Raw genomic sequence first — 13,352 nt, forward strand, 5'->3', positions numbered from 1 at the left:
TTCACAGCATCTCTCCCAGCGGATCTTCCTCGTCCCAGCCCGCGACGTCGTCGAGGGCCTCCTCGTCTTCCAGCTCGGTGCCTGACTCCAGCGGCTCCAGCCCCGCCCAGGCCTCGAAGTCCGCCAGCGTCCGCGCCTCCACCGCGCGCTCCTCCAACACCGGCGCGGCCTGGGGCTCCGGCGAGGTGCTCCCGGTCCAGGGCCGCGGGATGCCTGGCACCAGGACCATCACCGCCACCGCCGCCGCCGCGGCCATCAGCGAGCCCACGGTGCGGCGTCGCAGGGACTGGCTCGTGTGCTCGCGCTTCCACGCGTCCAGCGCGCGCTGGGGCAGCGCCTCCTGAGCGAGCTTCTCCGCCGTCGTCGGCGCGGGCAACGTCACCAGCGAGAGGATCTCCACCGACGCGGCGAAGGCCTCGCGGCACCCCGCGCACGACTCCAGATGGTGGAGCAGGGGGACCGTCTCCGACGCCTCCAGCGCCCCCGCGGCGTGGAGATCCAGCCGCGCTTCCTGTTCAGGGCATGCAGCCATCAGCTCATCTCCTCGGGCTCGCCCACCCGCGCCTTCAGGCGCTTCACCGCATGGTGGAACTGCACCTTCGCATTGTTCTCGGTGATGCCGAGCGTCTCCGCGATGTCCTTGAACGCCAACCCGGCGTCCACGCGCAGCGTCAGCACCTCGCGCTGGCGCCGGGGCAACGTCAGCACCGCGTCGCGCACCCGCCGCCCGCGCTCCGCCCGCTCCAGGCCTTCCTGCGCGGACTCGCCAGGGGCCTCCGCCACCTCGTCATTCGCCGCTTCCACCAGCACCGGCCGCCACCGCTGGCCGTGCCGCGCGTGGTTCTTCGCCAGGTTGAGGGCGATGCGCACCAGCCACGCCCGGAAGGGCGCCGGGCCCGAAGGCGTGAAGCGCGCGAACACCCGGCGCGAGGCCTCCAGCGCGCGCAGGAAGGCGCCTTGCGCCAGGTCCGCCGCGTCCTCGGGCCGCGTCGTGTAGCGGCGCACCAGCGAGAAGACGAGCGCCCGGTGCCTCGTCACCAGCACCTCGAAGGCGGCCTCCTCCCCATCCAGGAAGGCATGGCAGAGCACCTCGTCCGGCGCCCGCTCCAGGGCCAGCCGACGAGACGGCATCGCCACCACCCGGCCGCCTGTCTCCCTGATGCTCACGACGCCTTCAACCCCCGAGCGGCCCCCAGGTTATTTTTCGCCGCGTTACCGCCGTGGCATTAATTCAGGAATATCAGGAAATAACAGCAAATTGGGCGACACTTCGGTGAGCCATCGGGTTGCCCTGCTCGCTTGGCGGCTGTCACAATGTCCGCTGTTGGTGCAACCCACGGACTTCTCATGGTTCTGGAAGGCTCGGGCTCTCGCATCAAGGGGGGCGTGCTCATATCCCGGCTGAACATGCTGCGCCGACATGGCGGGCAGGTTCGCGTCGACGAAGTCCTTGGGCGGCTGCCCCCGTTGGACCAGGCGTTGCTGCGCAAATCGATAGTGCCGGTGGCCTGGTATCCGCTGGAGCTGAACCTGCGGCTGGACACGGCCATCGCGGAGGTGCTGTCGCCGGAGGACGAGGGCCGGGCCTTCATCGACATGGGGCGCGCGTCCGCGGACGAGTCGCTGCACGGCCCCCAGCATACCTTCGTGAGGGTGGGGGACCCGCACTTCCTGCTGAGCCAGGCGGCGCGCATCTACCGGTTCTATTACGCGGTGGGCTCGCGCACGTACGACTCGACGGGGCCCCGGTCCGCGGTGCTGCGCACCTTCAGCGCGGAGAACGTCACGGAGGCGGACTGCCTCACCATCATCGGCTGGCACGAGCGCGCCATCGAGCTGTCGGGCGGCCTGTCGCCGCGAATCACGCACCCGATGTGCCGCGCCCGGGGCGCGTCCCATTGCGAGTACCACTGCTGCTGGGATTGAAGGCCCCGGCAGGCGTCAGGCGGCCGTGTCGTAGGCGAGGGGGAGCGGGGTGGACTCGAGGTAGCGAAGGACGTCGTCCAGGTGGCGGTACACGCGCACCTCGTGGCGGATGATGTCCTCGATGTGGCCGTCGGGGCCGATGATGAAGGTGACGCGGCGGTCCACCCGGAGCACGGGCCAGAGCACGTCATACGCCCGGCTGATGACCCGGTCCGGGTCTCCGAGCAGGGAGAAGTGGATGTCTTCCTTCTCCGCGAAGGCGCACTGGGTGCGCTGCGTGTCCACGGAGACGCCCACCAGCTCCGCGCCCAGCGCCTGGAGGCGGTGGTGGTTGTCCCTGAACGCCCGGTTCTCGATGGTGCAGCCGAGCGTGAAGGCCTTGGGGAAGAAGAAGAGGACGACCCTGCGGCCCCGGAGCGCGGACAGGCTCAAGGGCGCGCCATGGCAGTCCGTGGCGGAGAAGTCCGGCGCGAGGTCTCCGATGGCGAGCATTCCGACAGCTCCCTTTCTGGTGGCCGCGACGGTCCACCGGTACCACGTTTTCCGAGCGAGTCCGGGAACCGTTTCCCCGCATGCCGCCACCCGTTCTCCCCTCGACGGAAGGACTGTGTCCTTCCCGAGCCACCCAAGGGGGCGCGTCCTGCATCGCATGGTTGGAGTCACTGGGGTGTTAAGTAATGTTGAGCGCTCTGCCCCTCACTCCTTCGGCGGGATGATGGGCGAGTCATCGTAGGTCCGGGTCGCCTGGTCTCCGAACCAGAACCCGCGGTACCTGACGCCGTCGCGGAAGCCGCTCGAGTCGAGGAACACGTCGACCTGCTTGCCCTCGGTGTCATGGGCTTCGACCTCGACGTAGTCGTTCTCCACCCCCATGCCGGCCTTGACCTTCTGCGCCTTCGCGCCGCTGACCTTCACCTCCAGCTTGCCGTCCACCTCGTTGACCGCGGGCCCGTTCGGGTCGAACACCAGGTGCAGCTGGCCGTTGAAGCCCTTGGGCACGGTGAAGTGCACGACCTTGGCGGTGCGTGCCTCCCACCAACTGGCGGTGAGGTCGTCGAACACCACCGCGAAGAGCCCCACCGCGCCGACCACCAGCAACACGACGCCCACGCCGATGGCCACGGGGGTCGAGAACGAGAAGAGCTTCTTGAGGAGGAGGGTGAGGCCGACGCCGACGCCGCCGCCAATCAGCAGCAGCAGCAACATGCCCAGCAACACCGCGATCGCCATCCCACTGTCCGGACCGTTCACTTCGTTCGACTCCTCGCCACGCGGGCGCGAAGGCGGCTCGAGAACGAGGCCACCTGATATCGCGGATTGTGTCGCGTCACGTCGCGGGTGTCAGCGCGTGGCTCCTCCGGATGGAGACTCCTCGAGTCGATGTCATCGCCGACTCACTGGGAATGTTTCAGCCCGAGGTTCCGCTGCTCGACGACGACGCCGGCTTCGGTGACATGGGCGTGTCCGTGGAGCTCGGGATGCGAGGAGCGCTTGCGCGGCTCCGGTCCGCCCGTGTGAACTCGGGCGGCGCTGCCCCGTCCAGGGCGGGCCTCGCCCATGGGGCGAAGAGGGGTGTTCATGCAGGCGTCCAGGCTGTCCATGGGGTGGAGGCGCACCTGTGTCGGGGTGCTGATGGTGGCGAGCGTCTTCACGTCGCCCGCGTGGGCCCAGAAGCCGGCAGCTTCGGAGCAACGCTTCGCGAAGCGCTTCCTCGTCATCCTCGCCGCGGAGCCGGAGCTGGGTCCCCAGGATGAACTCCAGGCGCGGGTATCGAAGCAGGCGGACCTGAAGACAGACTTCGCTCGCCTGTCCTCCACGGACTTCGCGGACCTCAAGCCGTGTCTCCAGATTCTCGTCGCCAACAGCTTCGCGTCGAAGGCGGAGGCACAGGCCTACAGTGGCAAGCTCAAGGCCCTGGGGGTCATCTCCTCCGTGCGCCCGGCGGGGGCGTATGTCGCTGGGGATGCCGCCCGACAGAAGCAGTGCGCGCCCGCGGAGGTCTGGCAGGCGGGGTTCCGGTTCAAGGCGGACGCTCACGAGGACGATGGCTCGCCCTGGTCCTTCACCGCGAGCGCCGTGCTGAAGCACGCGGACGGAAGCGAGGAGGTCCGCCCGCTGAAGGGGAAGTTCTCCAATGGCGAGGTGCCCCAGGACATGACGCAGTCCTTCAGCGTCTGGTGGGCCGGCGGGGGCTCGGACGTGAAGCTGGTGCTCAAGGGACAGGCGCTGGTGGTCCTCCAGCGCTTCAAGGACGAGGGCATCGACCCGCGCAAGGAGCGGGACGTCGAGGTCGCCCGCTTCCCCCTTCCGCCGCAGGTTCGCGTGACTGGGTTTGCGCCGTAGCCACGAGGTCCCGGGCTAAGGCAGGCCCAAGCCCCCGCCATGGGGGCGCGGAGGCACCTGGCCCGTCTCCCGCTTCAATCGCAGGATTCGGGTCAGTCCACTTCTTCCATGTCGCTCGTGCTCGTGCTCGAAAGGTGGTCGCCCGGCCAGATCGCGCCACCAATGCCGCCGTCGACGAGGTCGTAGAACATCAAGATCGCCTCGTGCAACCATCCCTGATTCTGCATGATGAATGTGCTGGTCTGGATGTCGTTGGGCTTCTTGATGATGTCGCAGTAGTCGAGGTACTGCTTGGTCCTACCGAAGGCAACGCTGGACTTGTTGGCGAAATCCGCCTTGCTGCGATAACTGAACGGGAGGTCCCGCTTCATGAAGGGGACTGTCTTCCCGAGGCGCTGCACTTCATACACAAAGGCCGCCTCGATGGCCCAGGCGCGCCATTCCGCGCGAAGGGTTGCTTCGTCCTTGCCGTTGTAGATGACGTTCCTGGCAAGGTGGTCGATTGCGTGCTGTGTCTCGTGAACCATGGCCGCGAGGAGGCCGTAATACTCCGAGCCCGCCGCGGTGATCTGCTCCTCGGTGAGGACCCCGAGCGTGAGCTTCCCGGTCACGGCGCTCCTGGCGCTATACATCGCGGTGCCAAAGGCCTGGGGTGTATGCTCGCTGGCGAATCCCACGTAGATGGTTCCGGCGAGATTCTTGGCTTGCCGGATGATGTGATTGAAGACCTTGGATGGAATCCGGGTGTTGATGTCGATGTCGAGGAAGCGAGTCCCCTGATACTTGTCGTCGCCTCCCTCGAAGTTCACCTTGGTCTGGATGACGGGGCCCTGGGGCGCGCCGCCGCGACGGGACAGCTCTGGGGGCACGCTGGCGTCGACCGGCTGAAAGTCGACGGGGCGCCTTCCCAGCTCGACCCAGTCACGAGCCTGGCGACCCCGTCGATTGGCCCTGGCTTCAAGGATGGGCGCACAGACCAGGGCGGGTCCCGTCGAGGTTCGCTCCACTGACACACCCCGGCGCTGCTGGAGCACATGGGTCAGCTCGTGTGCGAGCAGCTCGATGCCTGGCAGGGTGTCGGGGCGGAACTGGTCGCGGGCGAAGTGGATGGCTTCGCCACACGCGAAGGCGGCGGCTCCGAGGGCCTCGGCTCGTCGCCCCTCATGGATCCGCACCGTGGTGAAATCCGCGTCGAAGAACGCTTCCATCTCACGCCGCACGCCCGTGGGAAGAGGTTGTCCTCCCACTGTGAGGTCTGGGGCGGAATGGGCAGGGTCTTGGGACATGGGGACGCCCAGTGCAATCGTCCGGCCAGCGAGGGGGCTGCGCCAACGCCCATCACTCCTCGCGCCAAGGCCCGCCAGCCTTGCATGAAGGCGGTGACCGCGTGCCGCCGGGACGCGCTGGCGTCCGAGAGGAACGCAGCCATCGTTCACAGGGGCGCGCATCCCGCGCCGGGCGGAGGAATCGCTCCGCCCGGCGGTGAGTCAGACGGCTAGCAATTCTGAACGCACACGGCAACGCCCGAGGACGGACGGACTGTCGCGCTGCTCCCGCACACGAACTGCTCGCCGCCGCACTCCTGGCGGTACTTCTGGGTGCCGGCCTGGTACTGCTTGCAGGCCCAGTACTTCCATCGGAACGTGCCGCCGGTGCAGGCGGGATCCGAGTAGCCGCCAGAGCCCCAGTCACGACAATTGTTCTGGAACGTGCCCACCGAACAGGCTTGTTGCTCCACGTCACCCACGATGACTTCTGATGCCGGCGTCTCGGTCTCAACGCCGCCGCAGGCGCTCACGCAAGCCACCACCGCCCCCAGGAACAACGAACGCACGAAGTGCTTCGACATGGTTCGACTCCATCGGTTGTGTGTCAGCTCTCCGGCCACGCGGTGTCTGCCCTGGCGCGTCCGGCGAGTGGGCGCCTTATCCCAGACGTTTTCGTCCGCCAGGGATTAAGCGGAATTAAGTCCGATTAAGACGGGGGAGGTAGGGCCGGGGCTTCACCCCACCTCACGCGTCGCTGCTGACCGTGCCCGTCCGAAGTGCTATCCGCCAGGGGTGTCCTTCGAGCGAATGACGTCGTCCCGGCTGGCCCGGGCCATGGGGGTGACGCGGGTGGCGCGCGTCACCGGGTTGGACCGCACGGGTGTGGAGGTGGCGTGCGCGGTGCGCCCGGGCGGGCACGTGCTCCAGGTCTGCAACGGCAAGGGCCTCACTCCGGACGAGGCCTCGTGGGGCGCGCTGTTCGAGACCGCGGAGCTGTGGGCGGCGGAGACGGTGGTGCCAGGCCGGCTCGCCTGGGGGGCCCGCGCGGAGCTGGAGGGCCGGCTGGGGACGCTGTGGGGCGCGGACTCGCTGGGCTCGGCCGGCGCGCTCGTGGAGCCCCGGCTGTGGGGAGACGGAGTGCGGTGTGCGTGGCGCGAGGCGACGGAGCTGGGCTCGGGTCAGGCGGTCTGGGTGCCCGCGCAAGGCGTCCATGTGACGCCGCCGGGAGGCCCCTCGCTGGGGCCGGTGGCGGCGGCGTGGACGAGCAACGGCTCGGGTGCGCATCCGGAGGCGGCTCGGGCGCTGCTACATGCGCTGCTGGAGGCCACTGAAAGAGATCAGCTCGCGCGGGTGTTTCCGGAGGGGTGGACGGAGGAGGCGGTGGAGGGGCGCATGTTGCGGACCGCGGAGCTGGTGAAGGCCGCGCCTCGGACGGCGGCGCTGGCCGAGCAGCTGCGGGAGCGTGGCTTCGCGGTGTTCCTGTTCGATGCGACGCCCTCCGCGCGCACGCCGGGCGCGGTGGGCCTGCCCGTGGGCGCGGCGGTGCTGGTGGACCTGGAGGATGGACCCGTGCCGCTCACGGCGGGTTATGCCTGTGCGCTGGAGCGTGACACCGCGCTGCTGAAGGCGTTGCTGGAGGCGGCGCAGTCGCGCCTGACGGACATCCACGGCGCGCGCGAGGACGTGGCGTCGGTGGACCGGCAGGCGGCTCGGGACTTCGCGGAGGCGTGCGCGGGCGTGCGCGCGCGGCGGCGGGCCGGAGAGCTGCCGGACCTGGGCTCGGTGGCGCGGGGGGCGGCCGAGGTCGCCGTGCGACGGGTGCTGACGCGGTTGAAGCGCGCGGGGTTTGCTCGCGTGGCTTCCGTGGAGCTGGACGCGCCCGTGCCCGGCTTGCACGTGCGGCGGGTGGTGGTGCCGGGCATGCTCATCTCGGAGCTCCTATGAAGAGGCGCGCGGAGGAACTGGTGGTCTTCCTGGGGCCCTCGCTGCCCGCCGAGGAGGCGCGGAAGCTGGCCCCGTGCGTGGTGTTGCCCCCGGCTCGACAGGGCGATGTGTGGCGCGCGCTCGGCGCGAAGCCGCGTGCGATTGCGCTGGTGGATGGTGTCTTCGAGGCCCAGCCCTCGGTGTGGCACCACGAGCTGCTGGCCGCGCTGGAGGCGGGCGTGGCCGTCTTCGGCGGCTCCAGCATGGGGGCCCTGCGCGCGGTGGAGCTGGCGCCCCATGGCATGGTGGGCGTCGGGCGGATCTTCGGGTGGTATCGCGACGGCGTCATCTCGGACGACGCGGAGGTGGCCCTGCTGCACGCGGATGCGGAGCACGGCTGGCGTCCGCTCACGGTGCCGCTCGTCAACGTCCGGCATGTCGCGGAGCTCGCTCGGGAAGCCGGTGTGCTGAATGCTCGCCTGGCCCGGGGCCTGGTGGACGTGGCGAGCGCGCTCTTCTACCAGGAGCGCACGTGGCCCCGGTTGGTGGAGCGCGCGAGGGCAGGGTGGTCCGAGGCCACGCGGGACGCCTGGGAGCGCTGGTTCTCGAAGGGCGTGGAGGACTTGAAGCGGCAGGACGCGCGGGCCTGCCTCCAGACCGCCGCGGAGTGGGTGGCCTCGCGAGCGACCTCGGTGCCGGGGACCCGGCGGTCTCCCTCGTCCCTGGTGCGGCGGCGACGGCTGGTGGAGGACGTGACCCGGCTCCCCGACGCTGTCGTGCCCTCGGGGCAGGTGCTGGAGGTGCTGAGCCAGGCCCCCGACGCGCGGGCGCTGGCGGAGGCGGGCCTGCGACGGGCGTTGCTGGCGGGGTGGGCCCGGACGATGGGGCTGTCCCCCACGGCTGACGAGGTGGAGGAGGTGGAGGCCGCGTGGTGGCGCGAGCGCGCGGTGCCCGTGCGCAAGCGCGACGCGTGGCGGATCGCGAACGGCCTGGATGCCGAGGGGCTGCGTGCGCTGTGTGAGGAGCTGGCGCTGGAGCGGCTCGTGCTGACGCAGTCGACGCGGCTGCTCCCGGATGGCCCGTCCTGGGAGGAGGCGCTGGCCTCCGAGGCCCGGCTGCGCGGGCGCTGGGCGGAGGCCGCGCTCGCCGTGGCCGAGAGCGACGAGGTGGACGCGTCCGAGCACGACGCGGACTGAGCGGGGAGGACGGCCGGGAGCCAACGGGTGAAGTCGGGTTCCCCTCGCCAGGGCAGCCCCACCTGCCGGGTGGGAAAAATCGTGACAGTCCCTGAAGAAAGGCTAGGGTCAACCCTGGAGGTTACCCTTGCTCAACCCCGTTCCCTGGGTGGTCACCGAGCCCCTCGCTCCGCGGGGTGCCGCGCGCATTGAGGCGTGGGCGTCCGCGCGCTTCGGCGTTCTTGGGTTTGGTGGTTACGAGGAAAGCGGGTCTTCGCGGGAGGAGACGTCGCCGTGATGTCCGCGCCGTTCCATCCGGACCAGCTTGCGCCGGGCAGCGCGGTGGGGCCCTGGAATGTGGTGGCCTCGCTGGGCTCGGGGGGCTTCGGCCGCGTGTTCAAGGTCGAGCGGGGAGGGCGCTTCTACACGATGAAGATGGCGCTGCGTCCCGCCGGGTCCCAGGTGTCCGAGGAGGAGGACGTCAACGGTCGGCTGTCGCACGAGGTGGCCACGCTGCTGGCCTGCGCGCCCCACCCGAACCTGCCCCGAGTCCACGCGGTGGACCGCTGGCCGGAGCCACCCGAGGGCTACCTGTTCTTCGTCACGGACTTCATCGACGGGGAGACCTTCCACGAGTGGCGCTGGCGGGTGAAGCCGTCGGCGGCGCACCTCTTGTCCGTGTTCACCGAGGTGGTGCGCGCGGTGTCTGACCTGCACCGGCGCGGGCTGCACCACCGCGACGTGAAGGGCGACAACCTGCTCATCCGCCGCGAGGACGAGCGTCCGTTCCTCATCGACCTGGGCACGGTGCGGATGCCGGGCGCGACGACGCTGACGGTGGGCGTGGCGCCGGCCTCGCCGCACCTCTTGCCGCCCGAGTGCGTGGCCTTCCTGCGCGAGGGCCAGTGGGAGCAGGGCGCGCGGTTCGACGCGGGCATTCCCGGCGACCTCTATGCGCTGGGCGCGCTCCTGTACGAGTCGCTGACGGACGGCTACGCGTTCGACCCGAGGCTCCCGTATGACCGGCTGCTGCCGGCCATCGAGACGGTGACGCCCCGCGCCCCGCACGTCGTCAATCCCAAGGTGCCCCCCGCGCTGGGAGACATCGCGCTGCGGCTGTTGGCGAAGCGCCCCGAGGATCGCTACGCGGGCACCGAGGCGCTGTTGCAGGCGCTCTGGGAGGTCGCGAAGGAGAAGCGGCAGCCGGCGTGGAAGGTGTCGCTCGACCGACCTCCGGACCCCGAGTCTCCTCGCGATGTGGACGCGGATACGCCTCGGGTGCGCATGGTGCCCGAGTTCGTGCGCTCGTCGGAGTCCGTCCCGTACACGCCGGAACTTGAAGCGCCGCGGCCACCGAGTGATTCCGTTGCCGAGGCGGTCCTGGTCGCGCCTCGCGCAGAGGAATCGCTGGTTGCGGCCTCGGAAGCTTCTCCGCCCATGGAACCACCGCGAGCCGAGCGGGCCCCGACGCGAAGGTCGCGAGGGTGGCCGCTCGGAGTCGGAGTCGTCGCGCTCCTCGTCGTCTGCTTCGCGGCGTTGGGCCTCGCCCGCCGCGAGCCGTCCCCGAGTTCCATGCAGGCGGTCGCCCCCCTCACACCCCCTGCTGAGAAAGGAAGTCCCGTCGTGACGAGTCGTTCCCCTCACACCCCTGATACAGACGCTCCTTCGTCAATGCCTCGCGTTGCCGAGGTGACTCCCGAAGTCTCGCCGCGGGCGCCTGTCTTGACGGCCGAGCGCACCGTGGAGGCCGCCAGCGAGGTCGCAGTCGCCGCGAGGAAGCGGTCATCCGTGAGCAGCACCCTGGGAAAGACAGCGGTGGTCGCGTGCCTCGCGGGGGCTTGTGCCGGAGGGGCGCCTCAGGTCCGGACGACGCATCTGGAGCAGCAGTGCCCGCAGGCGGCCATCGAGGCCATGGCGAAGCTGGGATTCAAGCCAGGTCTCGTGGTGACCAGTTCGAAGATCTGGCTCATCCCCGCGTCACTTTGGGAAGGTAGGACAGAGCTGCCGGCTCCGCCGGCAGGGCCCCTCACTGCTTACGCCAGCGAGAGCATTAAGCGGGATCGCGTTATGGTCTTTCCCCTGGACACCCGCTTCCACGGCGCCGGTTTTCCTACACCGGAGGGCTACTTCGGTTGGTTCACCGAGGTCGAGTTCCCCGATGGCACGCGCATCCCCGTGTGCTTACAGATCACCCATAACGCCAACACCAAGTTTGGATCACCCTACCGTTTAGATTTTCCGGGCGAGGGGAAGATTAATACAGCCCTAGAGGTTTCCACTACCTCTTATTTTGGAAGGCTGTGATTTGTCTGCCGTGCCTGCGGTCTTCGTTCTTGCGTGGGGAGTGATGGTGGCAGTGGGGGGGGAGTTGGCCCCCGTGCGTCGAATCGAAGTGGGCGCGGAAATGCGTGTATCCGCCTCTGAGATTCGTATCGCTCCTGGGCGGTCCACGACTTTCTTCTTCGACGCGCGCATCCTGCCGGACGAAATCTCTTTGGAAGGGCGTGAGCGGTTTCAGCGCCTGGGGGTCTCCGAGGATCATCTCGTGCTCGTTCCATCGAGTGCGTTCCGGGACGGTGAACGGCTGCGCCTGGGATTGCGTTTCCGAGATGGCGCGGCGCCGGACCGGGTGACCTTCATGCTGGTGGTGGATCCAGCGATGGGTGAGCCCCAGGTGGAGGTCTATCGCCGTGCTCGTTCGGTGGAGTCCTACCGGCAGGAGGTGGGCGAGCTGAAGGGGCGTCTGTCTCAGGCTCAGTTCGAGTTGGACAGGCTTCAGTTGGAGGGCCGGTCGTCGGGAGCGCTCGAGGCGTTCGTGGCCTCCGTGGAGAACCCCCATGAGCTTTCGATAGGGATGGCGACTTCCACGAGGGTGGTGACTCATCCCGATGTGACCGTCGTGAGAATTCAGCTCATGGTGTATCAGTCTCTCTTTCGCGCGATTCGACTGGGGTTGAGAGCGCGGGCCGGGGGCGCGGGTTGGGTGGCAACGGGAGCGTCGCTCACGGATGGTCGTGGGCGAAGCCGCAAGGTGCTGTCGCACTGGCAGACCGGTCCCCTGCAGGCCGAAGGGGAACAGATCCTGATGATCTTCGTGGAGCCCTCGACCGAGGTGGAGTCGGGTCGCTATGTGTTCAAGCTGTGGGACGCGAAGGGACGCACGGTGACGATGGAAGGGCTTTCGTTGAAGTGACTGCCCCTCGCATCCTCAGTCGAGGAAGCGGCGCTCCCAGCGGAGCTGCTCCTCGGGTGGGAAGTCTGGATTGTAGAGCGTGTCCGAGTCGCGGTGGTAGAGCCACGGCTCCAGGATGCGGGCGAGTTCGCGATAGGCCGGCAGTGTCGCACCTCGTGTCGAGTCGCCCGCCTCGGGCCATGTTCCCAGGGAGATGACGGCGCGCTGGTCATCCAGTTCCAGCACTTCGATTCCTGGCGTCGAGAGCCGCGCGCGGAGCTTGCTCGCACCTCCGAGTGCACTCAGCAGGGGTTGTCCCAAGAACGTCAACCAGTGCGCCCCGCGCACCCGTGAGCCGATCTCCTGGCTGACGAAGTCGTCGATGATCTCCATGCCGGGATGACGGAAGGCCAACTCACGCACGCGCTGGTAGACTCCGACAAGGACCATGGGGGCGTTGAAGCAGAGGCTCGCGTAGCCGGAGGTGAAGGGGAGCGACGCGGCGATTTCCAACGCCAACTCACGGACGTGCTTGGGGCCCTGTTGTTCGAGATACTCCGTTGGCAGGCTGAAGGTAGCGACGCAGGTCCGACCGATGGAATCACCTCCCGTGGCGACGTCCAGCGGGCCTCCTGAATAACTGAAGGAGAACTCGGGAACACCGATTGAATCACTGATGAGGCTCACCTGGGGCCATTCGTCCTGAAGCAGGCTGCGCTGGATGTGCTCCCAGTCCGAGGGCTTCAGCGTCCTCCAATACCCTTCCGAGTCGGACTGGAGGGTCAGCGTCCGTGGGGGCAGTGCTCGCTGGAAGCGCTCCAGCGCTTGAAGGATGGCGGGCCCGAGCCCTTCATGAGCGCGGTGGAAATAGAAGCAGAAGGTGAGTCCGTCGCGAACGACGATGTATCCCTGCTTGTCCGCTTCGATGCGAATGCGAGGGAAGTGCTCGCTCATAGAAACACACCAAAAGGCGTCACCAGGAAGGGAGTCCTATCGAAGGTCAAGTGGTACGCATCGCCCTGGTGCCGGACTCCGAGTGGATTGCCTGGCGGCGACTGCCTCCACTTAGGGAAATTGGTGTCAGGGCAAGGGAACTTGAAATCGTAGACCGCCTGGACCTGCGCCGGGTTGCCTGTGTGGAGGACGAGGTCGGGCACTACCGTTCCTTCCAGTGCCTTGCTGGCACCCGCGCGCAAGAGGTCCAGTTCTTCCTGGTGGGTGATCAGTTCTGGCTCCTGGGCACGAGCAACTTTGCGATAGCGCTGCTCGCGCAAGAAGCGTGAGGGAAACTCTGCCCGAGGGCTTCTTCGGCACAGTCGAGCGCAAGCGCATGTTTCTTGCGACCCAGCCTCATAGCACCCGTGATGGGATTCTCCCTCGTACCGCCCATGACCTTATCGCACTCGGCAGGGGTTGGGCTCCGCCCCCCGAACTCCTTGCGGTTCACCTCTGCGTCTGCCTTCCTGGCGCAGTCGACAAGGCGTTCGCGGATTCCCGCCTCGACGAGCGTCTCAAGCTCCATCCAAGTCTTACCAGCCGCGGTGA

General features: G+C 68.3%; 14 protein-coding genes. 7 read left to right on the top strand and 7 right to left on the bottom strand.

The features are described 5' to 3' along the window. Position 1: 1 nt before the first annotated feature. Positions 2 to 532 (bottom strand): zf-HC2 domain-containing protein, encoded by a 531-nt coding sequence (locus ACN469_RS07845; RefSeq protein WP_498765724.1) that lies wholly within the window; start codon positions 530 to 532, stop codon positions 2 to 4. Further along, positions 532 to 1,167 carry an RNA polymerase sigma factor gene (locus ACN469_RS07850; RefSeq protein WP_498765726.1) on the bottom strand — a complete coding sequence of 212 codons (636 nt, stop codon included), beginning with the start codon at positions 1,165 to 1,167 and terminating at the stop codon, positions 532 to 534. The genes ACN469_RS07845 and ACN469_RS07850 overlap by 1 nt, the downstream gene beginning before the upstream one ends. Positions 1,168 to 1,347: 180 nt before the next feature. Between ACN469_RS07850 and ACN469_RS07855 the strand changes: the two genes are divergently transcribed. After that, positions 1,348 to 1,926: a TIGR02265 family protein gene (locus ACN469_RS07855; RefSeq protein WP_498765728.1), complete on the top strand. Its 579-nt coding sequence runs from the start codon at positions 1,348 to 1,350 to the stop codon at positions 1,924 to 1,926. Between the two features lie 15 nt (positions 1,927 to 1,941). Here ACN469_RS07855 and ACN469_RS07860 read toward each other — a convergent pair whose 3' ends face one another. Together ACN469_RS07860 and ACN469_RS07865 are read right to left on the bottom strand one after the other, a co-directional pair. After that, a complete protein-coding gene (locus ACN469_RS07860; RefSeq protein WP_498765730.1) occupies positions 1,942 to 2,418 on the bottom strand; it encodes a peroxiredoxin in 477 nt (158 codons plus the stop codon). 204 nt (positions 2,419 to 2,622) lie between these two features. Beyond that, on the bottom strand, positions 2,623 to 3,156 hold the full coding sequence (locus ACN469_RS07865) for a hypothetical protein (protein WP_498765732.1): 534 nt from the start codon (positions 3,154 to 3,156) through the stop codon (positions 2,623 to 2,625). Positions 3,157 to 3,504: 348 nt separating this feature from the next. Here ACN469_RS07865 and ACN469_RS07870 point away from each other — a divergent pair, with 348 nt between their 5' ends. Next, the gene (locus tag ACN469_RS07870; protein WP_498765734.1) at positions 3,505 to 4,269 is read left to right on the top strand and encodes a hypothetical protein; all 765 of its coding nucleotides are present in this window, start codon (positions 3,505 to 3,507) and stop codon (positions 4,267 to 4,269) included. 92 nt (positions 4,270 to 4,361) lie between these two features. On the opposite strand, the gene ACN469_RS07875 is transcribed toward ACN469_RS07870, so the two are convergent. Together ACN469_RS07875 and ACN469_RS07880 are read right to left on the bottom strand one after the other, a co-directional pair. Next, positions 4,362 to 5,717, bottom strand: coding sequence for an eCIS core domain-containing protein (locus ACN469_RS07875; RefSeq protein WP_498765736.1), 1,356 nt, complete (start codon positions 5,715 to 5,717; stop codon positions 4,362 to 4,364). A 47-nt stretch (positions 5,718 to 5,764) separates the two neighbouring features. Beyond that, entirely contained in the window at positions 5,765 to 6,118 is a 354-nt protein-coding gene (locus ACN469_RS07880; protein ID WP_498765738.1) for a hypothetical protein, read from the bottom strand. 226 nt (positions 6,119 to 6,344) lie between these two features. Between ACN469_RS07880 and ACN469_RS07885 the strand changes: the two genes are divergently transcribed. The 4 genes from ACN469_RS07885 (at position 6,345) to ACN469_RS07900 (ending at position 11,828) form a co-directional block, all read left to right on the top strand. Continuing rightward, entirely contained in the window at positions 6,345 to 7,481 is a 1,137-nt protein-coding gene (locus ACN469_RS07885) for a YcaO-like family protein (RefSeq protein ID WP_498765740.1), read from the top strand. After that, on the top strand, positions 7,478 to 8,656 hold the full coding sequence (locus ACN469_RS07890; protein ID WP_498765742.1) for a TfuA-like protein: 1,179 nt from the start codon (positions 7,478 to 7,480) through the stop codon (positions 8,654 to 8,656). The genes ACN469_RS07885 and ACN469_RS07890 overlap by 4 nt, the downstream gene beginning before the upstream one ends. A 276-nt stretch (positions 8,657 to 8,932) precedes the next feature. Next, a complete protein-coding gene (locus ACN469_RS07895) occupies positions 8,933 to 10,939 on the top strand; it encodes a serine/threonine protein kinase (protein ID WP_498765744.1) in 2,007 nt (668 codons plus the stop codon). Positions 10,940 to 10,949: 10 nt separating this feature from the next. Next, entirely contained in the window at positions 10,950 to 11,828 is an 879-nt protein-coding gene (locus tag ACN469_RS07900) for a DUF2381 family protein (protein ID WP_498765746.1), read from the top strand. A 15-nt stretch (positions 11,829 to 11,843) separates the two neighbouring features. On the opposite strand, the gene ACN469_RS07905 is transcribed toward ACN469_RS07900, so the two are convergent. Continuing rightward, complete coding sequence (locus tag ACN469_RS07905; RefSeq protein WP_498765748.1) at positions 11,844 to 12,761, bottom strand: type VI immunity family protein; 918 nt, start codon at positions 12,759 to 12,761, stop codon at positions 11,844 to 11,846. A 50-nt stretch (positions 12,762 to 12,811) separates the two neighbouring features. On the opposite strand from ACN469_RS07905, the gene ACN469_RS07910 reads away from it, so the two are divergent. Then, the gene (locus ACN469_RS07910; protein ID WP_498765750.1) at positions 12,812 to 13,090 is read left to right on the top strand and encodes a hypothetical protein; all 279 of its coding nucleotides are present in this window, start codon (positions 12,812 to 12,814) and stop codon (positions 13,088 to 13,090) included. Positions 13,091 to 13,352 lie beyond the last annotated feature (262 nt).

It is taken from the genome of Corallococcus terminator (genome assembly GCF_049194865.1).
Lineage (GTDB): Bacteria > Myxococcota > Myxococcia > Myxococcales > Myxococcaceae > Myxococcus > Myxococcus terminator_A.

Excerpts from the sequence above, each read along its gene's own strand:
- ACN469_RS07845 (WP_498765724.1), bottom strand. The coding sequence starts at position 532 with ATGGCTGCATGCCCTGAACAGGAAGCGCGGCTGGATCTCCACGCCGCG.
- ACN469_RS07855 (WP_498765728.1), top strand. The coding sequence starts at position 1,348 with ATGGTTCTGGAAGGCTCGGGCTCTCGCATCAAGGGGGGCGTGCTCATA.
- ACN469_RS07860 (WP_498765730.1), bottom strand. The coding sequence starts at position 2,418 with ATGCTCGCCATCGGAGACCTCGCGCCGGACTTCTCCGCCACGGACTGC.
- ACN469_RS07865 (WP_498765732.1), bottom strand. The coding sequence starts at position 3,156 with ATGGCGATCGCGGTGTTGCTGGGCATGTTGCTGCTGCTGCTGATTGGC.
- ACN469_RS07870 (WP_498765734.1), top strand. The coding sequence starts at position 3,505 with ATGCAGGCGTCCAGGCTGTCCATGGGGTGGAGGCGCACCTGTGTCGGG.
- ACN469_RS07875 (WP_498765736.1), bottom strand. The coding sequence starts at position 5,717 with ATGCGCGCCCCTGTGAACGATGGCTGCGTTCCTCTCGGACGCCAGCGC.
- ACN469_RS07880 (WP_498765738.1), bottom strand. The coding sequence starts at position 6,118 with ATGTCGAAGCACTTCGTGCGTTCGTTGTTCCTGGGGGCGGTGGTGGCT.
- ACN469_RS07885 (WP_498765740.1), top strand. The coding sequence starts at position 6,345 with ATGACGTCGTCCCGGCTGGCCCGGGCCATGGGGGTGACGCGGGTGGCG.
- ACN469_RS07890 (WP_498765742.1), top strand. The coding sequence starts at position 7,478 with ATGAAGAGGCGCGCGGAGGAACTGGTGGTCTTCCTGGGGCCCTCGCTG.
- ACN469_RS07895 (WP_498765744.1), top strand. The coding sequence starts at position 8,933 with ATGTCCGCGCCGTTCCATCCGGACCAGCTTGCGCCGGGCAGCGCGGTG.
- ACN469_RS07905 (WP_498765748.1), bottom strand. The coding sequence starts at position 12,761 with ATGAGCGAGCACTTCCCTCGCATTCGCATCGAAGCGGACAAGCAGGGA.